This is a genomic window from Streptomyces microflavus, assembly GCF_014650075.1.
In the GTDB taxonomy this organism is placed as follows: Bacteria; Actinomycetota; Actinomycetes; order Streptomycetales; family Streptomycetaceae; genus Streptomyces; species Streptomyces microflavus.
Genome location: NZ_BMUG01000002.1, coordinates 521,345 through 543,791, shown reverse-complemented (window position 1 = coordinate 543,791; position 22,447 = coordinate 521,345). Strand labels below are relative to the sequence as shown.

Genomic DNA, 22,447 nt, shown 5'->3' with positions numbered 1-22,447 from the left:
AGCAGGAGCGAACGGTGCCCGTGGCCCTGCCACGGACTCCCAAGGGGGCACTGTGACAGACACACGAGGGCCTCAGCCCCAGTACGAGGGTTACGCGACCGGGCCGCTGCCCGGCGAGCGTGAGCCCGCACCGGGGCCGTCGGGGCCGTACCACCCGCCTCAGGCGTACCCGTCGCCGGCGGGTGGCACCCAGGGCGGCGGCACGCTCGGCGGTGCGCAGGGCGTGGGCGGCGCCCAGGCGACGCGCAAGCCGCGCACGGGGGCGCGGACCACTCCGCGTACCCGCAAGGCCCGTCTGCGGGTGGCCAAGGCCGACCCGTGGTCGGTGATGAAGGTCAGCTTCCTGCTGTCGATCGCCCTGGGCATCTGCACGGTGGTGGCGGCGGCGGTCCTGTGGATGGTGATGGACGCGATGGGCGTCTTCTCCACCGTGGGCGGCACGATCAGCGAGGCCACCGGCTCGAACGAGAGCAACGGCTTCGATCTGCAGTCGTTCCTCTCGCTGCCGCGCGTGCTCATCTTCACCTCGGTCATCGCCGTGATCGACGTGGTGCTGGCCACCGCGCTGGCGACGCTGGGCGCCTTCATCTACAACCTGTCGGCGGGCTTCGTGGGCGGCGTCGAGCTCACGCTGGCCGAGGACGAGTAGCGCGCCGAGTATCGATTTTGGGACTGGCCCCGACGTGCGCTAATCTTCAGAAGTCAGCGCGACAGCGCGGCGGGGCTATAGCTCAGTTGGTTAGAGCGCATCCCTGATAAGGATGAGGCCACAGGTTCAAATCCTGTTAGCCCCACAGAACGAAGACCCCCAGTCATCAGTGGCTGGGGGTCTTCGCGTTGCGGGAAGTCAGTCCGTGGGGGTGAGCTGGACGAGGTAGCCGGGTTCGACTCCGTTGATGGTCTCCAGCAGGTGGGCGGACGCAACCCAGAGTGTGGTGGGCTTGTCTCCGGCCGGGATCTGGAAGATGCCGTGTTCGGGGCCCTTGCTTCCGGGATTGATACCGGATGACGGATCGGCCTCACCCTGGTCGGACCGGTACTCCTCGTAAGCCTTCGCGAGATCGTTGTCGCTCTGCGTCGGGCTGTACGCGGTGTCGTCGACGTTGAGGGTGGCCGCTCCGTCCGCGCTCCAGTACGCCTCGCCCTTTCCGGTGTTCAGCACCTCCATGGTGACCACGCAGAACTGCTTGCCGTCCTCGGGCGTGGGAGTGGGCGACGGCACGGTCACGGAGTCGGCCGCGTGCGCGAGGACTTTCGGGTCCAGGGGTTCGCCGCACCGGACCTCGTCCACGGTCACCTCGAACTCGTCCAGCTTGGGCGTGTCCGTGTAGCCGATGGTCAGCGTGAACGGCTCCCCGACCCCGGGCCTGCCGAGGATCTCCGCGCCCGGCGGGGCGCCGGCGTCGGGGCTGCTGGTCGCCACCGCAGCCGGTACGGCGCCGGCCGGACCCGATGCCGTGCCCGTGGTGGCCGAGGAGCAGGCCGTGAGGGTGAGGAGCGCGACGGCTGTGCCGAAGGCCGCGAAGGTACTGCCACGAGAACTCATCGAAGGGTCCTTTCGGCGGTGCGCCGGTCCCTTCCATGGTCGTCCGGCTTGCTGCGGGCCGCTCGTCGGCGGTCTTTGGCGCCGTACGGAAGGGCCCCGGGCGCACGGGAAGGGCCCCCGGCCGGTGTGTACCGACCAGGGGCCCCGGAGTGCGGTGGCGCCGGGATCAGGGGGGCGGTGCCGGGGAGTCGCCTTCCGGGGCTGTGTGGTGGGGGCCGGAGGTGCGGGCGGTTGTCGGGTCGGCCGACAGGTGGCGGGTGGCCGGGGAGGAGCCGTGGGCCTCGGCCCGGATGCGCTGCTTCATCGTGGGCGGCAGGGCCCGGTCACGCGGAAGGGTCCATCGGACCGAGGGAGCGAGTGGAGTTGCCGCGGTGGCACCCGTGTGCTCCTGGGTCGTGGCGCTCGGCTGCGTGGCGTTCGTGGCGTTCGTGGCGCTCGCCGTGGCGGTGGCGAGGCCCAGCGACGCCAGCAGGGCGAAGAAGGCGGTGATGAAGGCGGTCCAGATGCTCTTGGGCTTGAAGGTGCTCATGGCCCCTCGCTTTCGGGTGGTCCGGTTGCTGACTTCTCCGATCATGTGGATCCGGGCCGCGTTTTCCGGGATCGACGCCCCCGCTGCGCCGATCTTCGGATTAACACCACTCGTATGGTGCAACCGGGCCTGACGGGCCGTCCGGAACGGGTTACGGGGGTCGATGCGGGCCCCGTCGGAGTGCCGGTGGCGGGCCGCTTTTGGGTTCCAGGCAGGTCACCGATCGGTATCGGCCGGTGTGTATAGTCGGCGGCTGAAGGCCCCTATTCCAAGGAAAGACGAGGTCGCGCGGTGAAGAAGCTTCTCCTGGTCGCACTGGCTGCCATCGGCGGGCTCCTCGTGTACCGCCAGATCCAGGCGGATCGCGCCGAGCAGGACCTGTGGACGGAGGCGACCGACTCCGTGCCCGCAGGTTCGGGTGTGTGAGACGGCACAGTCTGTTACGAAGCCCCGGTCGCCGAGCGGCCGGGGCTTCGTGCTGTCCGGGGCCCCGGATCCGTCGTGCTGTTGCTGGACCGTGACGCCTCGACCTTGAGTTCACCTCAGCAAATTAGTAGCTTGCTGAAGCAAATGGGCTTGGGTCAGGGTCGACGGCGAGGGCGGGAACGCGGACAAGAAGGGTAATCCGGCTGCGGCCGGAGACAGCAGCGGCAGGGGCGGGGCAGGATGGACCGGCATTGCGGTCGCTGCCGGAGCGGGCGGCCCCGGTCATCGTGGCCGGGGGCTCCCCTTCGTACGCAGCCGTCGCAGGGCGGTCATGCGGACGACGAGGGGAAGCGCGTGAAGAGGCAGCGCAACAGGGGCCGGGCGATGGCGGTGGCACTCGCCGCGATGTGCGCGGTGGTGGCGCCGGCGGTGCCGGCGCACGCGGCCGGCCCGCCGGCGTACGCCTTCGCCCCCGACGCGAAGAAGGTGCAGGGCGCGGAGCGCAACGCCGAGGCGTCCGTCCTGGCGGCGGGGGCGGTGTACCGCAGCTCCATCGAGGCGGGCGAGAAGCTCTACTACCGGGTGGTCCTCGACAGTGCCACCGACGCCTATGTCTCGGCGGTCGCGGTGCCCAAGAGCGAGGGCTCGGTGGCGTACGGGGACGGCATCACCGTCAGCATCCGGGACCTCAACGACTCCCAGTGCAGCTCGAACCGGACCACCTTCGGCTCGGGCGAGACCCCCCGGCCGATCTCGGCGTACGCCCACCGGACCGTCGGCAGGGGTGCGAGCACCACCTGCCAGGGGGCCGGGAAGTACGACGTCCTGGTCGAGCGCGAGAGCAAGGACACCTCCAGTCCCGAGGCCTGGGACCTGGAGCTGCGCTTCGAACAGGAGCCCGGGCTGAAGGCCGGCGGGCCCACGGAGACCACCGCGCCGAAGGACTGGCCCTCCAGCACGCCCGCCCCGCCCACGGCCGAGCCGGAGAAGCGTACGGGCGGCAGCAGTTACTACGACGCCACCAGCCTGGAGACCGGCGAGTGGATCGACGCCATCGCCCCGGGGCAGACCCGCTTCTACCGGGTTCCGGTCGACTGGGGCCAGCAGATCTACGCCTCCGCCGTGCTCAGCAACACCACCGGCGACACGACCGAGTTCATCGGCAACGCGCTCACCCTGTCGCTGGACAACCCCGCCCAGGGGCACATCGCGGACACGTCCCTCTCGTACTCCGGAAAGTCCGCGAGTACGGCGCTGAAGCCGCTGCCGCCGGTGGCGTACCGCAACCGGTACGACTACAGCTCCCAGGTCAACACCCTGCGCTTCGCCGGGTGGTACTACCTGTCGGTGACGCTCAGCCCGAAGGTCGCCGAGAGCTACGGCAAGGACCCGATCGTGCTGACGATGTCGGTCCAGGTGAAGAACAAGGCCGGTGCGTCGCCGTACGAGGGCGACCCCGGGATCTTCGCCGTCACCGACAAGGACAAGGAGCTGGCCGAGAGCGGCGACAGCGCTCCGAAGGCCGCGAAGAGCGCGACCATGCAGGTGGTCGCGGCGGGCGCGTTCGGGGCGGGCGCCGTGCTGGTGCTCGGCCTCGGCGCCTGGACGCTGCTGGCCCGCCGCCGCGCGGCCGCCGCGGGCGGTCCCGGTCAGGACCACCACCAGCCGCCGCTCGGGGGGCCGCCGCAGCAGGGCTGGTGACGGCCCCGCCGCCCGTCACATCTGGGTCAGCGCCCAGATACCGACCGCGAAACAGATCAGCGCCACCACCAGCACCGGGACCGCCACCTTCGGGGGCGGTCCCGGCCGCGTCTGCCGTACGGGGGTGGGGGCGTGCCAGGTGCTGCCGCCCTGCACCGGCGTGGGGGCGGCATGGGCTGCGACGGGCTGGTGTTGCTGGTGCTGCTGCTGCTGCTGGGAGGTGTAGGGGCGGGTGGCCGAAGCGTCGTGCGGTACGCCGGAGGTCGGTGCCTGGGAGGGGTCGAGGGCTCCGGCGGCGTACGGGGAGGGGGCTGCGGGCTGGGTCGGCAGCGGGGCCGGGGGCGGCGTGGGCTGGTGGAACTGGGATTGCGGGTGGGGCTGGTGTTGCTGCTGGGGTGGGGGTGCCAGGTGGAAGCTGCCGGTCTCCGACATGGAGACGGGAGGCGGCGGGGGTACGGACGGCTCCTGGGCGGGCGACTGGGAGGGCTGGGCCGCCTGGGGCGTGTGGGGTGTCTGAGAGGCCTGCGAGGTCTGTGAGGCGTGAGGGGCCTGGGGCGGCTGAGGGGCCGTTACGGGGCCGTCCGGGCCGAACCCCGGGGGCAGCGGCCCGATTTGGTCGAACACCTCCACCGGCTCTTCGTCCGGCCCGGCCTCGGGCAGCATCTCGACCGCCGCGGTCAGCGCCTTGCGCGCCCCCGTCGCCGTACGGAACCGGGCCTGCGGGTCGGGCTGCAGCAGCCCGGCGAGAACCTGCCAGAGCGGCTCCGGGATGCCTTCGGGAGCGCCCGGGGTGCCGTGGGCGGCGAAGTGCTCCACCAGCGCCTGGGAGTCGGGCTTCTGGCCCTGGAGGAGGTAGAGGGCGACCAGGCCGACCGCGAAGAGGTCCGCGGGGAAGTCGGGCTCGGCGCCCATCATCTGCTCGGGGGCGAAGTAACCCGGCGTGCCCACCACGTAGTTGGTCTCGGTCAGCCGGGGCTCGCCCTTGCGCATCGAGATGCCGAAGTCGGAGAGGCGCAGATGGGGGCGGCCCGTTCCGGTCGCCTGCATCAGGATGTTGGCCGGCTTGATGTCGCGGTGGACCACCCCTTCGGCGTGCACCGTGGAGAGGCCGGAGAGCAGCTGGTCGAGCAGGAGGCAGACGAAGCGCGGCGGCAACGGGCCGTAGTCGCCTATGACATGGGCGAGCGAGCCGCCGCTCACCAGCTCCATGGTGAACAGGACCTTGTCGTCGTCGGCGGCCCAGCTGGCCGGGGCCAGGACATGCGGGTGCTCGATGCGCAGCGCCTGCTCGCGGACGAAGCGCAGCAGCGTGTGCGCGTCGCTCTGCTGGAGCACCTTGGCCGCCACGTACCTGCGGCGCCGGTGGTCCCAGGCCCGCCAGACGGCGCCGACCCCACCCCGTCCGATCGGATCGATCAGCTCGTACCGACCAGCGAATACCTCACCCATTGCGCTGCGCCCGCTCCCCGTTCCCGTTGTTGCCGCGGCTCCTGCGGGGACCAGGGGCCCCGGCTGTGTGCGAGGCCCTGGTTCCGTCGTCGTACGGCCGTGCCGTCGTGATCCCGATCCGCTAGCTCTGGTGTCCCTCGTAGTGCGCGACCGCGTCCGCGGTGCGGCCCGCTCCGTACACCCGGAGGAACTCTGCCAGTTCCGGGTGGGTCGGGGCGAGGGCGTCGGCGGCATCGATGATGTCGCCGGCCGCCGCGACCGACCTCAGCAGGGACTGGATCTCGCGCACCACGCGGCGGACGGTGGGAGCGCCGCCGGTCGAGGTGGTCTGGCCGGTGCCGGTCAGGACGGACCCGCCCTGCGACTTCTTGATCTCCTCCATCCGGTCGGTGGCCTCGCCCGCGCTGACGCTGCCGTCCGCGACCTGGCTCGACAGCTCCTGAAGCGCCTGCACGCGCTGGACGACCGCGGGGTTCCCGATCTTGGCCCGCTGGCCGCTCATCAGCTGGGAGAGCATGGGGGCGGACAGCCCGAGAACCGCGGCGAGCCGGGCCTGATTCAGGCCGAGATCATCGATCAGCCGACGGAAGAGCGCTCCCAACGGCTCCCCGTACCAACTGCGCTGAAGCTCTCTGGCTCTTGCCGTCGCCTCTTGCTGCGCTGCGTCCATGGCGTCTCCCCTTCGCTGCGGCTTCGCTGCTGCGAACCTCGTCCAGCATCTTACGGAGAGTGGTCGCCCACCGGGAGTCCCTATCCTTTTGCAGGATTGGGGGGAGCACCCGGTACTCTGGTCTGCGACGGTGGCTGTGGCACGGACGTGTTCGGCGCTGTCCTTGTTTGCTGTGTTTTCGGGGCCTTAGCTCAGTTGGTAGAGCGCTGCCTTTGCAAGGCAGATGTCAGGAGTTCGAATCTCCTAGGCTCCACATCAAGAGACCCCCTCCGACCTGTGAGAACTCAGGCTGGAGGGGGTCTCTGCGTGTCCCCGGGGTGGACCGGAGATCACGGTTTCGTTGCGGATCGGCGCTGCCTGCCGGCGCCGTTCCCGGGCCGAGGACGAACACCATCGCCCTGAAGGTTGCGGGGATGGGGCCGCTGTCGGCGACCGTCAGCGCGCCCGGTGGGGTGGCACGGTGAGCGGTGGCCAGGCCGAGGCCGAGCGCGGTGGTGAGGTTGGTGGCGAAGACGGACACCGAGGTGAACTGCGCCACGACCACCAGGATGGCCGGCGATCCCACGACCGAGACACCCGCGACGGCCAGGGGCAGAAGCGCCGCGGCACCGGAGCGGAAGACCAGGATGAGCAGAAGCAAAGGGGTCGGGACAGCGGTCGAATCGGCTGGCAGGAGGTCCTTCTCGACGCTCTCACCGGCCTGCCTGTTGAACTCGGCGTAACCGCTGGACTTCACCTCAAGCTGCCCTGCTCGCCCGTGACCTCAGGGCGATTTCCTCGGCGGTCTTCGCACGTCGATTGGGCGCGGAATTCCGTCGACAGACACTGCTGGAGATGGCTCGCCCGGGAGCTGCATCAAATAGCCGGTCGAATACGGGTGTCAAAGGGCTTGTGCGGATCCGGCGGTGAATTGGCCGTTCGGAGCGGGGGAGAAAGAGTCTGCAGCGGGTTCGGATGAGGACCGTCGGCCGTACCCGCGCGCGGGAGTTGTACGGGCCGGCTCTCGACAGCGGACCAACCGGTGGCCGATACCGGTGAAACGACTCCGACCGGGCGAGACGGTGATGTGTGACAGAGCGCCGCGGCAGGGCTAGACTTAGTCATATGACTAACTCGGTCGATCGGCCAGCCTCGTCACGTGGCCAACGGCGGCGCGAGCAGCTGGTCGACGCCGGCGTGGAGCTGCTGGCGGAGGTCGGCTGGCCCGGCGTGACCACGCGGTCCGTCGCCGAGCGCGCCAACGCCAACCTCGGCCTGATCCACTACTACTGGGGCGGGCTGCCGGGGCTGAAGACGGCCATCGCCCGCCAGGCCGGTGAGCATGCCTTCGACCCGGTGACCGAGGGGCTCAGCAGGACCACGACGGTGGAAGAGGCGCACGCCAAGCTGATCGAGCTGCTGTCCACCCCGCACGACGGCAGGACCGCCCGGCTGACGGTCGAACTGATCGCCGGAGCGGTCCGTGAGCCGCTTCTGGGCGAGGTGCTGCGGGAGGCGCTCGCCGAGACCAGGGACCGGCTGCGTCTGTGGATCAAGAAGGTCCACCCGGATGCGCCGGACGGCAGCGAGACCGTCCTGATCGCCCTCCTCGACGGCATGCTGCTGCACCGGATGCTCGACCCCGACCTGGACAACGGTGAAGCGATCTCAGCCCTGTCGCAGTTCCTGCCGGGCCGTCCCCCCGGGGGCGGATAGGCCCCGGAGACGCGGTCCCGGCGGTCCGGTACATTCCCCGGCCGGGCCGCCGCCCCTCCCCTTGTCGCACTTTCCCCTGCTGCCCGGAGGTTCCACAGTGGAAGCGGCCAAGCCGAGCTGGGCCTTTGGCGCCGGTGCCACCCGCGCCGAGAAGGGACTCGCCTACGCGGTCCCCCTCTTCGGCATCTGCGCGCTGGTGGTCGGTGGGCACGGTCTCGTCCGGGCGGCACCTGGCAGTGGGGGCTGCTCTGGTACGGCTGGGCCCTGGTCGGAGCGGTCGTCGTGGACCGGGCGGAGGAGCGGCTGAAACGGCCGGTCGCCCTCGGCTGTGTCGTCACCCGGATCATGGTGGCGGCCTATGTCGACTCCCCTCCGGGGCTCGAGTGGCTGCCGGCCGTTCTGCTGCTGAAGCTCGTCCTCGCCCATGGGGTGCCGGAGCGTCTCGGCCGGCCCGCCGCCGCAGTCGTGCCGACAGGCGAATCGCGGGACGATGTAGCGTGAAAGTGGATGAGCGTACGCCGTTCGGGTGTCAGATGACGGGCGCCCTGCGGACAACTTGCGTGCATTCGCTTTTTGCTGGGGCGGTATTCCGGCATGGGGGACCAAAGCTAATGCTTCGTCATCTGTTTTCTTCGCTTCGGGGAATCAGCTGCCGGACGGCGTGCGCTCACCCCAACGAGAGTTGGAGCAGTTGCTCACGCGCCATCCGTTGCGAGAGCGGTTCTGCGAACAGCTCCTTCACGTTCACCCTGTAGGGGCGGAGCGCGACGGTGGTCCGGTGGTCACGGAGGCGGCGGGACGTCATCCATGCCGACGCACTTCGTGTACGTCTTCACGGGCTCGACCAGCGCGGACAGGGCGACCAGGACGTCGTCCACGGCGACGACCTCGTCGGAGACCAAGGCCTCCACGGCCGGATCGCGGCCGTAGGTGACGACGACCTTCCCGCCGTCCTTCGAGCGGTCCTCGCGGGAGACCCAGTCCACGCCGTCGACGGTCGCGCACGGGTCGAGGGTCGGGACGGGCAGCTCGACGCCGCAGCGCAGCACGATCGCGCTGTCGCCCCAGACCGCGACCCCGGGTCGGTCGGTGAACGTCAGCTCCTGCCCGCCGAGGCGGTCCGGGTAGCGGTCGGCGAGCTTCCCGCAGGCCGCGTCCCCGGCGTGCGGGGCGGCCGTGACGCCCTCCCCCGGGGAGTCCGCGCACGACGCCAGGACGCCGGCGGTCAGGACGACGGCCACCGCGAGGACGGCCGTCCGCGCCCGGGAGACTCGCACCACAGCAGGACCTTTCGGGGAGAGAGGGGACGGACAGGGGACTATCCGGAGCCTAACCAACGCCCGTTCTGCCGAGGCGCGGGGGACCGGCGGCGGGCCCGGGCAACGAGAACGCCGGTCCGCCACAGACCCGTGAAGGTCTGTGGCGGACCGGCGTTCTCTCCTGCTGTCTGCTGTCTGCTGTCTGCTGCCGGCGTTACGGGCTCCGGGGCCGACTGCCCTCAGGGGCGGTCGTCGAGGCCCGGGGTGTCCCCGTCCGCCTCGGCCTGCTTGGCCTTGACCTCAGGGTCGAGCACGGCCTGCCCGCTGCCGTCGACCGAGCTCAGCGGCGACCGCTCGTCGCCGACCTCGGTGGCGACGGGCGGCTCGACCAGCCAGTCCGGGTTGGCCTGCTTGTCCCACCAGCGCCAGGCGGCATAGGCGCCACCGGCGAGGACACCCAGCACCAGGAGCCCCTTGGTCGCCCGGCCGGCCTTGGCCCGCCGCTCGTGCTTCCTGGCCAGCTTCTGGATCTCCTTGGCCGTGACGTTGCTCCGCAGCGCGGCCAGCGCGGCGGCGCTCCGGGCGGTCGCCTGCTCGGCGACCGGCACGGCCACCGCCCTGGCGTGCTCGACGCGCGGTGCGGTGTAGTCGGCGGCGGTCCGGGCGGCCTTCCGGGTCGAGTGCGCCGCACGCTGCGCGGCCTCGTCGACCTTCGGCGGCACATGGGTCAGGGCCTGTTCGAGACGCGGTGCGAGATGGGACTCGTACTGGACACGGGCCTGCTTGGCGGCCTTCGTCACCTTGGGCGCGAGCTGGACACGGGCCTCGTGCGCATAGTGTGCAGCCTGCTTCTTGGCCGTGTCGGCGTACGGCGCCACCACTTCCGCGGCGTGCTGCGCGCTGTCCCTGGCCGAGTCGGTTGCGGCGCGCACGCTGTCGATGCGGGTCACGGGATCCTCCTCCTTGGTGGCGGGTAGGTACTCCGCCTTTCCGCCCAATTCGAAATCATGCCTGTCACGGCCATGACCGGCACTCGGGACGGGCATCCGGGTCATGATCGCTGTCTCCGTCAAAACGGTACAAGCCGGTAAAACCGTGCAAGTGAAGTGTGCCGACGACAATGCCATGGTTTGGCGGTGAACGCGCCGTTCCGCCAGGCATCCGGCCGTACATTTCCCGGTACGTGGGAGGATTCGGCCGACGTCAGCGAAGGATTGACGTCAGCGAAGGATGAGGGAAGGCAGATCGTGGCCGAGCAGCTTTACGCCACCTTGAAGACCAGCCAGGGCGACATCGAGATCCGGCTTCTGCCGAACCACGCCCCCAAGACGGTCAGGAACTTCGTCGAGCTGGCCACCGGACAGCGCGAGTGGACCAACCCCGAGAACGGCGAGAAGTCCACGGACCGGCTGTACGACGGCACCGTCTTCCACCGCGTCATCAGCGGCTTCATGATCCAGGGCGGCGACCCGCTGGGCAACGGCACCGGTGGTCCGGGCTACAAGTTCGCCGACGAGTTCCACCCCGATCTCGCCTTCACCCAGCCCTATCTGCTGGCCATGGCCAACGCGGGCCCGGGGACCAACGGCTCGCAGTTCTTCCTGACGGTCTCGCCCACCGCCTGGCTGACCGGCAAGCACACCATCTTCGGCGAGGTCGCCGACGAGGCGGGCCGCAAGGTGGTCGACGCCATCGCGGCCACCCCGACCAACCCGCGTACCGACCGCCCCGTGCAGGACGTGGTCATCGAGTCGGTCGTCGTCGAGACCCGCTGACCCGGCTGTTCCGGCCGCCCCCGGCCGCTCACGCCCGGAGCGCCGGGAACCAACCGCCCTGCCCGTCCGTACTGTTACATAGCGGACCAGCGGGGCGGCCGTGTGTGCGGCGCCCGGAGGCGAGACGCGAGAGGCAGGCCGGGCCGATGGACCAGCAGCCGCCGACCGACCGGGGCGGACCGGAGAGCGGTGAGGCCGTGCCGACCTGCTACCGGCACCCCGGCCGGGAGACCGGGATCAGCTGCACGCGCTGCGAGCGGCCGATCTGCACCGAGTGCATGGTCAGCGCCTCCGTCGGCTTCCAGTGCCCCGACTGCGTACGCCAGGGCTCGGGCACCGGCCACCACCCCTCCGCGAGCACCCCCCGCACGCTGGCCGGCGGCACCCTGGCCGCCGATCCGCGGCTGGTCACCAAGATCCTGCTCGGCATCAATCTCGCGGTCTTCATCCTGGTCAAGGTCGCGCCCGAGTCCCTCCTCGACGACCTGGTGCTGCTCGGCCGGGCCTGGGACCCGACACCGCCGCCGGGTTCGGTCGAAGGCGTCGCCGAGGGCCAGTGGTACCGCCTGGTGACCTCGATGTTCCTGCACCAGGAGGTGTGGCACATCGGGTTCAACATGCTGGGTCTGTGGTGGCTGGGCGGACCGCTGGAGGCCGCGCTCGGCCGCGTCCGCTATCTCTCGCTCTATCTGCTGTCGGGCCTCGCGGGCAACGCCCTGATGTACCTGATCGCCGCGCCGAATCAGCCCTCGCTCGGCGCGTCCGGTGCGGTCTTCGGCCTGTTCGGTGCCACCGCCGTCCTGATGCGCCGGATGAACTACGACATGCGTCCGGTGCTGGTGCTGCTGGCGATCAACCTGGTCTTCACCTTCACCATGGGCGGGATCGCGTGGGAGGCGCATGTGGGCGGCCTCGTCGCGGGCGCCCTGATCGCGGTCGGGATGGTGCACGCACCGCGTGAGCGGCGTACGGCGGTGCAGGCCGGGACCTGTGCGCTGGTGCTGCTGGCGTGCGTCGCGGTCATCGTCGCGCGCACGATGTCCCTGAGCTGAGCGGCCCGGGAAGTGCTCTCTGCCCCCAGGGCAAACCCCAGTTGTCCACAGTGAGGCCACGCCCTTGTGCATGGCAAGGGGAACATCTGTGCCCACCGTCGCTGAGCTGGGTTTTTCCGTGGTAGCACACAGTGCAGCCCCCCTCTGGCGAGGGAGGCTGCAGTCACACCGGCGTCAACTTGCGCGGAAGTTATCCACAGATCGTCTGACCTTTTCCCCCGACTGTGGATAACTCTGTGGGTAACTCAGGGCAAGGCTTGCGCGAGGGCGGGCCGAGCGGGGGGAGCCACTTCCACCGTGTGCGGAGCGGGAGGAGCTACTTCCACTGGGTGGAGACGGCGAAGCCACCGGCGATGAAGCCGAAGCCCACGACGATGTTCCAGTTGCCCAGGGCGTCGATCGGCAGATCGCCCTCGGTCACGTAGAACACGACGATCCAGGCCAGCCCGATGAGGAACAGGGCCAGCATCACCGGAGCGACCCAGCTGCGGTTGGTCAGCTTTATCGTCGTTGCCTGCTTCGCCGAGGGCGGCGTGAAATCGGCCTTCTTGCGGATACGTGACTTCGGCACGAGGGACTCTCCTGTCGATGCGCTGCGTGACCGCGCAGGGATCTGTGGCGGGCGCCGGGGCGGGGGGTGCCAGGGGGAATGCTGCCTCCCCCGGGCGTCCGTTAGCGTAGTGCTTCCATGGCGCCCGATGAGATAAGGGTACGTTGAGCAATTCTGCCGACTCCCCCGAAGGCCCGGTCCGGCACACCTCCGCGTGGGCGGTCCGGGGGCTCACCGCTGCTGTTTTCGCCCTGGCCGGACTGATCTTCGTCACCAGCGCCAACACGGCCAAGGGCACCAATCTGCGCAGTGACTCCTCCCTGCTCAAGCTCTCCGACCTGATCAAGGAGCGCAGCGAGAACAACGCGGAGCTGAACGACGCGGTCGCCACCGCCCGCACGGACGTCGACGCGCTCGCCCAGCGCGACGACGGCTCCACCGAGGCCGAGGACGCCAAGCTGAAGGCGCTGGAGAAGGCGGCCGGCACCACGAAGATCACCGGCGACGCCGTCAGCGTCACCCTCAACGACGCGCCCCCGGACGCCACCGCCAACCCCGGCTACCCCGAGCCCCAGCCCAACGACCTGGTCATCCACCAGCAGGACCTCCAGGCCGTGGTGAACGCCCTCTGGCAGGGCGGGGCGCGCGGGATCCAGGTGATGGACCAGCGGCTGATCTCCACCAGCGCGGTCCGGTGCGTCGGCAACACCCTGATCCTCCAGGGCCGGGTCTACTCCCCGCCGTACAAGGTCACCGCCGTCGGCGACCCCGGCAAGCTCAAGCAGGCGCTCAACAACTCCACGGCGATCCAGAACTACCAGCTGTACGTGAAGGCGTACGGGCTCGGCTGGAAAGTCGACGAGGACGACGCGGTGACTCTTCCCGGCTACTCGGGCACAGTGGATCTCCACTACGCGAAGCCTGTGGAGTGAGCCCGAGCTGATCCCCCGGGGAGGCCGTCCGGTGCCGTCACCACTGTCGGTGCGATCGTTACGACTGGTCGTCCGAACGTTCAGCGAACTGTGCATCACCGTGGGCACCCTGATCGTCCTGTTCGTCGCCTACGTCCTGCTGTGGACGGGCGTCAAGGCCGCCGACGCGGCCGACGACGGGATCGCGACGCTCAACAGCCGGTGGGCCCGGCAGCCCGCGGCGCCCTCCGCCGGAGCTCCGTCGGCCCCCTCCGCCTCCCCGTCCCCGTACCGCGACGGAAAGCCGTTCGCGACCATGCGTATCCCCCGCTTCGGCTCCGGCTGGGAGTGGCCCGTCCTGGAGAACACCGAGGCCAGGACCTTGCAGAAGGGCCTCGGCCACTACAGCGGGACCGCCCGGCCGGGGGAGAGCGGCAACTTCGCGGTGGCCGGACACCGCCGGACGTACGGAGACCCCTTCAAGGACTTCCCGAAGCTGCGCCCCGGGGACGCGGTGATCGTCAACGACGGCACGACCTGGTTCACGTACCGCATCGCCAAGGAGCCCTACCGGACCGTGCCCACCGACACGGCCGTCGTCGACCCCGTCCCCCGCCGCTCCGGCTTCGAGGGGCCCGGCCGCTATCTGACCCTCACCACCTGCGAGCCCGAGTGGGGCAGCAGCCACCGGCTGATCGCCTGGGCGCACCTGGACGCGACCCGGCCGGTGAGCGAGGGGAAGCCGCCGGACCTTACCGGCTGACCCGGGCCCGGCCGGGGTTTTCCACAGGCTGACCCACTCTCCGGCCGCGGCACTCTAGTCTGGTGCGGGTACCGAATGGAGGGGTCAGCATGTACGGCTGGATCTGGCGGCATCTGCCGGGCAACGCATGGGTGCGGAGCGTCATCGCACTCCTGCTGGTTCTCGCGGTCGTCTACGCGCTGTTCCAGTACGTCTTCCCCTGGGCGGAGCCGCTGCTCCCGTTCGGTGATGTGACCGTCGACGGCGCGAGCGCCGGTGGGGCAGGAGCCGGGCAGTGAGCGCACGCATCCTCGTCGTGGACAACTACGACAGCTTCGTCTTCAACCTCGTCCAGTACCTCTACCAGCTCGGCGCCGAGTGCGAGGTGCTGCGCAACGACGAGGTGACCACCGCCCACGCCCAGGACGGCTTCGACGGCGTCCTGCTCTCCCCCGGCCCCGGCACGCCCGAGCAGGCCGGGGTCTGCGTCGAGATGGTGCGCCACTGCGCGGACACCGGCGTCCCGGTCTTCGGCGTCTGCCTGGGCATGCAGTCCATGGCCGTCGCGTACGGCGGGGTCGTCGACCGGGCCCCCGAGCTGCTGCACGGCAAGACCTCGCTCGTGGACCACGAGGGCAAGGGCGTCTTCGCCGGGCTGCCCTCCCCCTTCACCGCGACCCGCTACCACTCGCTCGCCGCCGAACCGGCCGCGCTGCCACCGGAGCTGGAGGTGACGGCCCGCACGGCGGACGGCATCATCATGGGGCTCCGCCACCGGGACCGGGCCGTGGAGGGCGTGCAGTTCCACCCCGAGTCGGTGCTCACCGAGCACGGCCACCTGATGCTCGCCAACTGGCTGGAGCAGTGCGGCGACCAGGGGGCCGTCGCGCGGTCGGCGGGTCTCGCGCCGGTGGTGGGCAAGGCCGCCGCGTGACCGCACCCCGCCCCGAGGACGACACCGGACTTCAGGGCCCGTACGAGCAAGGGGCGTACGGGGCCGACGGGGCGTTCGTGGCGGCGGTGGAGGGTCTCGCGGATCCGCTCAACGACCCGCTGCCGGAGCAGCACACCTCCCCGTGGTTCCGGAGCGACACCGCCCAGGACGACACGGGCACCGGTGTGAGCCAGGACGCCGCGCCGGTGGACGGGGCCCGGCCCCAGGCGTACGGGGGCCCTGAGCAGCCGCAGGGGGCCCCGGACGAGTGGTACGACCCCGAGGGGTACCAACGGGACTGGTACGGCGCCCAGCAGGCCCCTGCGCCTGTTCCCGCGGCTGTTCCCGCGCCCGCTCCGGACCCCGGGCCCCGTCGCGTAACGGTGACACCGCCCGTTCCCGACGAGACCCTGGGGCTGCGGACCGCGGACACCAGGCGAATAGTGGCGGAGCCGCACGGCCGCTCCGGGCCGCCCGAAGGACCCGCGCCGACCGAACCGGTCACCGGAGGACGTGCCGAGCGGCGCCGGGCGGCCAAGGGGCGCGGCCGCCGTCCCGCCCCGGCGTCCGCAGCGGCCGCCACACCCGCCGCACCGCTGTCCCGGATGGAGGCGCGGCGCGCGGCGAAGGCCGCCAAGGACAGTCCGGCCGTGGTCGCCAGCCGGGTCGTCGGCGAGGTCTTCATCTCGCTGGGCGTCCTGATGCTGCTGTTCGTCACCTACCAGCTCTGGTGGACCAACGTCAGGGCCGAGCAGATCGCCGGCCGGGAGACGGACAAGATCCAGGAGGAGTGGGCCAAGGGGGCGGGCAAGCCAGGGGTGTTCGCGCCCGGCCAGGGCTTCGCGATCATGCACATCCCCAAGCTGGACGTCGTCGTCCCGATCGCCGAGGGCATCAACAAGGAGAAGGTCCTGGACCGGGGCATGCTCGGCCACTACGGCGAGGGCAAGCTGAAGACGGCGATGCCCGAGGACAAGCAGGGCAACTTCGCGGTGGCGGGCCACCGCAACACCCACGGGGAGCCGTTCCGCTACGTCAACACGCTCACCCCCGGCGACCCGATCGTCGTCGAGACGAGGGACGCGTACTACACGTACGAGATGACCAGCGTCCTGCCGCAGACCTCGCCGTCCAACATCTCGGTGATCGAACCCGTCCCGGTCGGATCCGGGTTCGACAAGCCGGGCCGGTACCTCACGCTGACGACCTGCACCCCGGAGTTCACGAGTACCTACCGGCTGATCGTCTGGGGCAAGATGGTCGACGAACGGCCGCGCAGCGAGGGAAAGCCCAAAGCGCTCGTGGGCTGAACATCATCACGACAGGGGCGGTGCGGTGGCAGCGAGGACCGAGCACGACGAGCGGACCGACGCGTCCACGCCCCCGGCACCCCGCCCCGGCAACAGGCACCCCATCGCCACCGCCGTCAGCGTCTTCGGCGAGCTGCTGATCACCGCGGGCCTGGTGCTCGCGCTCTTCGTCGCGTACTCCCTGTGGTGGACCAACGTGCTCGCCGACCGGGAGGCCGACAAGCAGGGCGACACGGTCCGCAGCAAGTGGGCGGACGGTCCGGGTGCCCTGGACACCAAGGACGGCATCGGCTTCCTGCACGTCCCCGCCATGAAGAACGGCGAGGTGCTGGTCAAGAAGGGCACCGACCCCAAGACACTCAACAACGGCATCGCGGGCTACTACACCGACCCGGTCCCCTCCGCCCTCCCCTGGGACGACGAGGGCAACTTCACGCTGGCCGCGCACCGGGACGGGCACGGCGCCAAGTTCCACAACATCGACAAGCTGAAGAACGGTGACGCGGTCGTCTTCGAGACCAAGGACACCTGGTACGTCTACAAGGTCTACAAGTCGCTCCCCGAGACCTCGAAGTTCAACGTCGATGTGATCCAGCCGGTCCCGGAGGAGTCGGGCGCGGAGAAGCCCGGCCGCTACATCACGCTGACGACCTGCACCCCGGTCTACACGTCGAAGTACCGGTACATCGTCTGGGGCGAGCTGGAGCGTACGGAGAAGGTCGACAAGGACCGTACGAAGCCGGTGGAGCTGCTCTAGCCGCGCCGTCCTCCCCGCGAACACGCGAACACGCGAACACAGCAGGTACGGCGAAGGCCCCGGTCACCATCCACGGTGACCGGGGCCTTCTCCGTACGTCGTGCCTGCTGCGGGCGTTACCTGCCCGACGGGCCTCCGAAGAGGCCGCCGCCGCCCTGGTCCCCGCCGCCGCCCGGGGTGGCGAAGATGTTGACCGCCGAGTTCTTGTCCACGGTCTCACCGACCCCCGGCTGCACGACGGCCACGACGGCGTTGTCGTCCTGCGACCCCTGGATGTTGCCGACCGTCAGGCCCGCCTCCTGGAGCTTCGCCTTGGCCTCGCCGAGCGTCAGGCCCTGGATCTGCGGGACCTGGGTCTTCTCCGGCTCCGGCGGCTCCGCCGGGCCCTTGGAGACCTTGAGGACGATCTGCGCGTCCTTGGCGTGCTTGCCGGGCTGCGGGGTCTGCTCGACGACCGTGTCCTTCGGCTGCTCGCTGTCGATGTCGGTCCGCGAGATGTTCGTGAAGCCGATGCCCCGCAGCTGCTGTTCCGCGGCCGCGAAGGTGCGGGTGCGCATGTCGGGCAGGTCCAGAGCCTCCTTCTTGGCGACCGTGATGGTCACCTCGGAGCCGTCCTCCGCCTCGGTGCCGCCGTCCGGCTTCTGCTTGATCACCGTGCCTTCGGCCTTCTCGGACTCGACCGCGGTCACGTTGACCGTGAAGCCCTTGTCCTCCAGGGCCTTGCGGGCACCGTCCTCGGACTTCTCCAGGACATCGGGCACCTCGATCTTCGGCGCACCGGAGGAGACCATGACCGTGACGGTCCCGTTCTCGTCCATCGTGCCGTCCTTCGGGGTCTGCGAGCAGATGTCGTCCTTCTCCTGCTGCTCGCACGGCTCCTCACCGCCTACCTTGACGACGACCCCCGCGCGTTCCGCGAGCTGTTCCGCCTCCTGGACGGTGGAGCCGACCAGGTTCGGCACGGGGACCTGGCCGTCGTCGCCGGTGTCGCTGAACACGACCCGGCCGATCAGGATCGCACCGATCAGCACCAGGATCCCCGCGACGACCAGCAGGATCGTCGAGGTGTTGCTCTTCTTCTGCGGCTGGCGCCGCCGGCTCGCGCGGTCGTCGTAGCCGTAGCCGCCGTCGTCCGGGTTGACCGGCGGCAGCATCGACGTCTGCGCGTTGTTCGGGTCGGTCGGGTGCAGGGCGGTGGTGGGCTGGTCGGCGTTGTAGCCGTCGTAGCCCCCGTACCCCACGGCGCCCATCGCCGCTGCGGCCGCGACCGGCCGGCCGTCGAGGCAGGCCTCGATGTCGGCCCGCATCTCGTCGGCGGACTGGTAGCGGTAGTCCGGGTCCTTGGTGAGCGCCTTCAGCACGATCGCGTCCATCTCGGGCGTGATCTCGGGGTCGAAGTTGCTCGGCGGCTGCGGCTCCTCGCGGACGTGCTGGTAGGCCACGGCGACGGGCGAGTCCCCGACGAACGGGGGCCGGACCGCGAGCAGCTCGTAGAGCAGACAGCCGGTGGAGTACAGGTCGGAGCGCGCGTCGACCTGCTCGCCCTTGGCCTGCTCCGGGGAGAGGTACTGGGCGGTGCCGATGACCGCTGCGGTCTGCGTCATGGTCATGCCGGAGTCGCCCATGGCGCGGGCGATGCCGAAGTCCATGACCTTGACCTGGCCGTTGCGCGTCAGCATGACGTTGGCCGGCTTGATGTCGCGGTGGACGATCTGGGCGCGGTGCGAGTACTCCAGCGCCTGCAGGATGCCGACCGTCATCTCCAGCGTGCGCTCGGGCAGCAGCCGGCGGCCCGAGTGCAGGAGCTCCCGCAGGGTCGACCCGTCGACGTACTCCATCACGATGTACGGGATGGAGACCCCGTCGACGTAGTCCTCGCCGGTGTCGTAGACGGCGACGATCGCGGGGTGGTTGAGCGAGGCGGCCGACTGGGCCTCACGGCGGAACCGGGCCTGGAAGGACGGGTCACGGGCCAGGTCGGCCCGGAGCGTCTTCACAGCTACGGTGCGGCCGAGCCGGGTGTCGTGGGCGAGGTAGACCTCGGCCATGCCACCACGGCCGAGCACCGAGCCCAGCTCGTACCGGCCGCCGAGGCGACGCGGCTCTTCCATAACTGTTCCAGCCCTCTCCGTCAGTCCTGACCGCACCCGTGTGTGTGGTCCGGCGGTGCGCTGTTCGCGCATACGCTACCGGGCACGCGGCAGGTGATCAGCCCGCACCCGGCAAGCCGATATCCGACCGGTATGCGATGTCCGGTATGGACGGGCGACCGCCGTGACGGGTCTCACTGCTTGCTGTCGATGACCGCCTTCATCACATCGCGCGCGATCGGAGCGGCCAGCCCGCCACCGGAGATGTCGTCCCGGTTGGCGTTGCCGTCCTCGACCACGACGGCGACGGCGACCGGGGAGCCGTTGTCGGTCTTCGCGTACGAGATGAACCAGGCGTAGGGCTTCTCGCTGTTGTTCAGACCGTGCTGGGCGGTACCGGTCTTGCCGCCCACTGTGACGCCGGGGATCTGTGCCCTGGTTCCCGTGCCGTCCTTGACGACGGTCTCCATCATCTGCTGGACCTTCTGGGCGTTCTCGCCGGACAGCGCCCGGCTGAGCTCCTCGGGTTCGGCGGTGTAGACGTCGTCCAGGTTGGGGGCCTGGCGCTTGGCGACCATGTACGGCTGCATCAGCTTGCCGTCGTTGGCGATCGCGGAGGCCACCATGGCCATCTGGAGCGGGGTGGTCCGGTTGGACGCCTGGCCGATGCCGGCCATCGCGTTCTGCGGCTTGTTGTCCTCGGGGTAGATGCTCGCGTCGGCGCGGACGGGGGTGAAGACTTCCTTGTTGAAGCCGAACTTGTCCGTCTGCTCGATCATCTTCTTGTTGCCGAGGTCGTCGCTCATCTTCCCGAAGACGGAGTTGCACGACACCCGCAGGGCCTCGCGCAGCGACGCGTTCTCGCAGGGGATGTTGCCCTCGTTCTGCAGCGGGACGGTCGTCTGCGGCAGCGTCCAGGGCAGCGGCGACTCCGTCTTGGCGTCGATGTCGTCGTAGAGCCCGTTCTCCAGGGCGGCGGCGGCGGTGACGACCTTGAAGGTGGAGCCCGGCGGATAGGTCTCGCGCAATGCCCGGTTGAGCATCGGCTTGTCCTTGTCCTTCAGGAGCTTCTCCCGGGCCGCGGAGTCCTTGTCGGAGTTGCCCGCGAAGACCGAGGGGTCGTACGAGGGGGTGCTCGCCAGCGCGAGGATGGCACCGGTCTGCGGGTCGAGGGCGACGACGGCGCCCTTCTTGTCCCCGAGCCCCTTGAAGGCGGCCTTCTGGGCGGCCCCGTTGAGGGTGGTGACGACGTTGCCGCCCTGCTTCTTCTCCCCGGTGAACATCGACAGGGTGCGGTTGAAGAAGAGCTGGTCGTCGTTGCCGGTGAGGATGCCGTCCTCGAGGTTCTCCAGCTGCGAGGAGTCGAAGGCCTGCGAGGAGTAGCCGGTCACGGGGGCCCACAGGGGGCCGTCCTTCCAGACCCGCTTGTACCGGAAGTCGCTGCCGTTGGCCTCGACGGACCCGGTGACGGCCTTGCCGTCCACGATGATGTTGCCGCGCTCGTGGGCGTACCGCTCGATGCGGATACGGCGGTTCTCGGCGCGGTTGGTCAGCTCGTCGGCGCGGACGTACTGGATCCAGTTGTCCCGGAGGAGCAGGGCGAGCATCAGCAGGCCGCAGAAGATCGCGACGCGGCGCAGGGGCTTGTTCACGGACGGACCACCTGCGTCATTTCGGCATCGGTCGAGGGTGCGGGCGCCGGTGCGGGACGGCGGGCGGTGTCACTGATCCGGATCAGGATGCCGATCAGGGCCCAGTTGGCGATGACCGACGAACCACCGGCCGCGAGGAACGGCATCGTCATACCGGTGAGCGGGATGAGGCCCATCACACCGCCGGCGACGACGAAGACCTGGATGGCGAAGGCGCCGGAGAGCCCGATGGCCAGCAGCTTGCCGAACGGGTCGCGGGCGGCCAGGGCGGTGCGCACACCGCGCTCGACGATCAGCCCGTACAGCAGGAGGAACGCCATCACCCCGGCGAGCCCGAGCTCCTCGCCGACGGTGGCGAGGATGAAGTCGGTGTTGGCCGCGAAGAGGATCAGGTCGGAGTGGCCCTGGCCGAGCCCGGTCCCGAGCGTGCCGCCGGAGCCGAAGGACATCAGCACCTGGGCCATCTGCTCACTGGCCGGGTGCGTTCCCCAGCCGGCGAACGGGTCGAGCCAGGCGGTGACACGGTCCTGCACGTGCGGCTCGAACGAGGCCACACCGACGGCGCCCACGGCCGACATGACCAGACCGAAGACGATCCAGCTGGTGCGTTCGGTGGCCACGTAGAGCATGACGACGAACATGCCGAAGAAGAGCAGCGAGGTACCCAGGTCGGTCTCGAAGACGAGGATCAGGATCGACATGGCCCAGATGGCCAGGATCGGACCGAGGTCGCGTCCGCGGGGCAGGTACATGCCCATGAAGCGGCGGCTGGCCAGTGCCAGGGCGTCCCGCTTCACCATCAGGTAGCCGGAGAAGAACACCGCGATGACGATCTTCGCGAACTCACCGGGCTGGATGGATCCGATCCCGGGGATGGTGATCCAGATCTTCGCGCCGAACTGGGCCGGGAAGAACATCGGCAGGATCAGCAGGACCAGCGCCACCACCATGGAGATGTAGGTGTAGCGCTGGAGGATGCGGTGGTCCTTCAGCAGGAGCAGCACTCCCACGAAGAGCGCGACCCCCATCGCCGAGAAGATCAGCTGCTTGGAGGCGGCGGGCGCGAAGCTGGGGTGGGCGAGCAGCCGCTCCGACTGGTCGAGGCGCCAGATGAGCGCCAGGCCCAGGCCGTTGAGCAGGGTGGCCAGGGGCAGCAGCAGCGGGTCGGCGTACTTGGCGAACCTGCGCACCACGAGGTGGGCGACGCCGCCGAGCAGGGCGAGCCCCGCTCCGTAACCGAGCATGCCGGAGGGCAGTTCGCCGTTGAGGGCGAGGCCCACGTTGGCGTAGGCGAACACCGAGATGGCGACGGCGAAGATGACCAGCGCCAGCTCGGTGTTGCGGCGGCTCGGTGCGTCGATCGCGCCGATGGTGGTCGTGTTGGTGACAACGCTCATGG

General features: G+C 69.9%; 24 protein-coding genes and 2 tRNA genes. 15 read left to right on the top strand and 11 right to left on the bottom strand.

The window, feature by feature from the left end:
* Window positions 1–52 precede the first annotated feature (52 nt).
* Both IE264_RS07530 and IE264_RS07525 read left to right on the top strand, forming a co-directional pair.
* A complete protein-coding gene (locus tag IE264_RS07530; RefSeq protein ID WP_015609833.1) occupies window positions 53–649 on the top strand; it encodes a DUF3566 domain-containing protein in 597 nt (198 codons plus the stop codon).
* A 71-nt stretch (window positions 650–720) separates the two neighbouring features.
* Window positions 721–794 (top strand) — tRNA-Ile (locus IE264_RS07525).
* Between the two features lie 53 nt (window positions 795–847).
* On the opposite strand, the gene IE264_RS07520 is transcribed toward IE264_RS07525, so the two are convergent.
* Together IE264_RS07520 and IE264_RS07515 are read right to left on the bottom strand one after the other, a co-directional pair.
* Window positions 848–1,546 (bottom strand): DUF4352 domain-containing protein, encoded by a 699-nt coding sequence (locus IE264_RS07520; RefSeq protein WP_032755869.1) that lies wholly within the window; start codon window positions 1,544–1,546, stop codon window positions 848–850.
* Between the two features lie 166 nt (window positions 1,547–1,712).
* Window positions 1,713–2,075, bottom strand: coding sequence for a DUF6344 domain-containing protein (locus IE264_RS07515; protein ID WP_015609817.1), 363 nt, complete (start codon window positions 2,073–2,075; stop codon window positions 1,713–1,715).
* Window positions 2,076–2,366: 291 nt separating this feature from the next.
* Between IE264_RS07515 and IE264_RS37870 the strand changes: the two genes are divergently transcribed.
* Both IE264_RS37870 and IE264_RS07510 read left to right on the top strand, forming a co-directional pair.
* Window positions 2,367–2,501, top strand: a complete 135-nt coding sequence (locus tag IE264_RS37870; RefSeq protein ID WP_003958712.1) for a DLW-39 family protein — start codon at window positions 2,367–2,369, stop codon at window positions 2,499–2,501.
* Window positions 2,502–2,885: 384 nt separating this feature from the next.
* Entirely contained in the window at window positions 2,886–4,202 is a 1,317-nt protein-coding gene (locus tag IE264_RS07510) for a hypothetical protein (RefSeq protein ID WP_015609816.1), read from the top strand.
* A 15-nt stretch (window positions 4,203–4,217) separates the two neighbouring features.
* Here IE264_RS07510 and IE264_RS07505 read toward each other — a convergent pair whose 3' ends face one another.
* Entirely contained in the window at window positions 4,218–5,651 is a 1,434-nt protein-coding gene (locus IE264_RS07505; RefSeq protein WP_032755871.1) for a serine/threonine protein kinase, read from the bottom strand.
* A gap of 121 nt (window positions 5,652–5,772) precedes the next feature.
* Window positions 5,773–6,321, bottom strand: a complete 549-nt coding sequence (locus tag IE264_RS07500) for a helix-turn-helix domain-containing protein (RefSeq protein ID WP_015609814.1) — start codon at window positions 6,319–6,321, stop codon at window positions 5,773–5,775.
* A 180-nt stretch (window positions 6,322–6,501) separates the two neighbouring features.
* On the opposite strand from IE264_RS07500, the gene IE264_RS07495 reads away from it, so the two are divergent.
* Window positions 6,502–6,574: transfer RNA gene (locus IE264_RS07495), tRNA-Ala, on the top strand.
* Here the strand turns inward: IE264_RS07495 and IE264_RS07490 are convergent.
* Window positions 6,548–7,057, bottom strand: a complete 510-nt coding sequence (locus IE264_RS07490; protein WP_078657413.1) for an MMPL family transporter — start codon at window positions 7,055–7,057, stop codon at window positions 6,548–6,550. The genes IE264_RS07495 and IE264_RS07490 overlap by 27 nt on opposite strands.
* A 368-nt stretch (window positions 7,058–7,425) precedes the next feature.
* Between IE264_RS07490 and IE264_RS07485 the strand changes: the two genes are divergently transcribed.
* Window positions 7,426–8,016 carry a TetR/AcrR family transcriptional regulator gene (locus tag IE264_RS07485; protein WP_032755873.1) on the top strand — a complete coding sequence of 197 codons (591 nt, stop codon included), beginning with the start codon at window positions 7,426–7,428 and terminating at the stop codon, window positions 8,014–8,016.
* A 282-nt stretch (window positions 8,017–8,298) separates the two neighbouring features.
* Window positions 8,299–8,517, top strand: a complete 219-nt coding sequence (locus IE264_RS07480; RefSeq protein ID WP_032755875.1) for a hypothetical protein — start codon at window positions 8,299–8,301, stop codon at window positions 8,515–8,517.
* 281 nt (window positions 8,518–8,798) lie between these two features.
* On the opposite strand, the gene IE264_RS07475 is transcribed toward IE264_RS07480, so the two are convergent.
* Window positions 8,799–9,296: a DUF3515 family protein gene (locus tag IE264_RS07475; RefSeq protein ID WP_051821775.1), complete on the bottom strand. Its 498-nt coding sequence runs from the start codon at window positions 9,294–9,296 to the stop codon at window positions 8,799–8,801.
* 218 nt (window positions 9,297–9,514) lie between these two features.
* Complete coding sequence (locus IE264_RS07470; RefSeq protein WP_190167597.1) at window positions 9,515–10,225, bottom strand: DUF5324 family protein; 711 nt, start codon at window positions 10,223–10,225, stop codon at window positions 9,515–9,517.
* 297 nt (window positions 10,226–10,522) lie between these two features.
* Here IE264_RS07470 and IE264_RS07465 point away from each other — a divergent pair, with 297 nt between their 5' ends.
* Window positions 10,523–11,050 (top strand): peptidylprolyl isomerase, encoded by a 528-nt coding sequence (locus IE264_RS07465; RefSeq protein WP_031122520.1) that lies wholly within the window; start codon window positions 10,523–10,525, stop codon window positions 11,048–11,050.
* A 146-nt stretch (window positions 11,051–11,196) separates the two neighbouring features.
* A complete protein-coding gene (locus tag IE264_RS07460) occupies window positions 11,197–12,102 on the top strand; it encodes a rhomboid family intramembrane serine protease (RefSeq protein WP_032755876.1) in 906 nt (301 codons plus the stop codon).
* A gap of 316 nt (window positions 12,103–12,418) precedes the next feature.
* On the opposite strand, the gene crgA is transcribed toward IE264_RS07460, so the two are convergent.
* Window positions 12,419–12,673: a cell division protein CrgA gene (gene crgA, locus IE264_RS07455; protein ID WP_015609807.1), complete on the bottom strand. Its 255-nt coding sequence runs from the start codon at window positions 12,671–12,673 to the stop codon at window positions 12,419–12,421.
* Window positions 12,674–12,816: 143 nt separating this feature from the next.
* Here crgA and IE264_RS07450 point away from each other — a divergent pair, with 143 nt between their 5' ends.
* The 6 genes from IE264_RS07450 (at window position 12,817) to IE264_RS07425 (ending at window position 17,306) form a co-directional block, all read left to right on the top strand.
* Window positions 12,817–13,584 (top strand): DUF881 domain-containing protein, encoded by a 768-nt coding sequence (locus tag IE264_RS07450; protein ID WP_015609806.1) that lies wholly within the window; start codon window positions 12,817–12,819, stop codon window positions 13,582–13,584.
* A 49-nt stretch (window positions 13,585–13,633) separates the two neighbouring features.
* Complete coding sequence (locus tag IE264_RS07445; protein ID WP_032755878.1) at window positions 13,634–14,326, top strand: class E sortase; 693 nt, start codon at window positions 13,634–13,636, stop codon at window positions 14,324–14,326.
* An 89-nt stretch (window positions 14,327–14,415) separates the two neighbouring features.
* The gene (locus tag IE264_RS07440) at window positions 14,416–14,604 is read left to right on the top strand and encodes a hypothetical protein (RefSeq protein WP_015609804.1); all 189 of its coding nucleotides are present in this window, start codon (window positions 14,416–14,418) and stop codon (window positions 14,602–14,604) included.
* Window positions 14,601–15,239 (top strand): aminodeoxychorismate/anthranilate synthase component II, encoded by a 639-nt coding sequence (locus IE264_RS07435; protein WP_015609803.1) that lies wholly within the window; start codon window positions 14,601–14,603, stop codon window positions 15,237–15,239. The genes IE264_RS07440 and IE264_RS07435 overlap by 4 nt, the downstream gene beginning before the upstream one ends.
* A complete protein-coding gene (locus tag IE264_RS07430) occupies window positions 15,236–16,549 on the top strand; it encodes a class E sortase (RefSeq protein WP_032755879.1) in 1,314 nt (437 codons plus the stop codon). The genes IE264_RS07435 and IE264_RS07430 overlap by 4 nt, the downstream gene beginning before the upstream one ends.
* Window positions 16,550–16,574: 25 nt before the next feature.
* Entirely contained in the window at window positions 16,575–17,306 is a 732-nt protein-coding gene (locus IE264_RS07425) for a class E sortase (protein WP_015609801.1), read from the top strand.
* Between the two features lie 116 nt (window positions 17,307–17,422).
* Here IE264_RS07425 and pknB read toward each other — a convergent pair whose 3' ends face one another.
* The 3 genes from pknB to IE264_RS07410 form a co-directional block, all read right to left on the bottom strand.
* On the bottom strand, window positions 17,423–19,417 hold the full coding sequence (pknB, locus tag IE264_RS07420; protein WP_032755881.1) for a Stk1 family PASTA domain-containing Ser/Thr kinase: 1,995 nt from the start codon (window positions 19,415–19,417) through the stop codon (window positions 17,423–17,425).
* A gap of 173 nt (window positions 19,418–19,590) precedes the next feature.
* Complete coding sequence (locus IE264_RS07415; protein WP_015609799.1) at window positions 19,591–21,048, bottom strand: peptidoglycan D,D-transpeptidase FtsI family protein; 1,458 nt, start codon at window positions 21,046–21,048, stop codon at window positions 19,591–19,593.
* A complete protein-coding gene (locus IE264_RS07410) occupies window positions 21,045–22,445 on the bottom strand; it encodes an FtsW/RodA/SpoVE family cell cycle protein (RefSeq protein ID WP_015609798.1) in 1,401 nt (466 codons plus the stop codon). Before IE264_RS07410 ends, IE264_RS07415 begins: the two co-directional genes overlap by 4 nt.
* Between the last annotated feature and the right edge of the window lie 2 nt (window positions 22,446–22,447).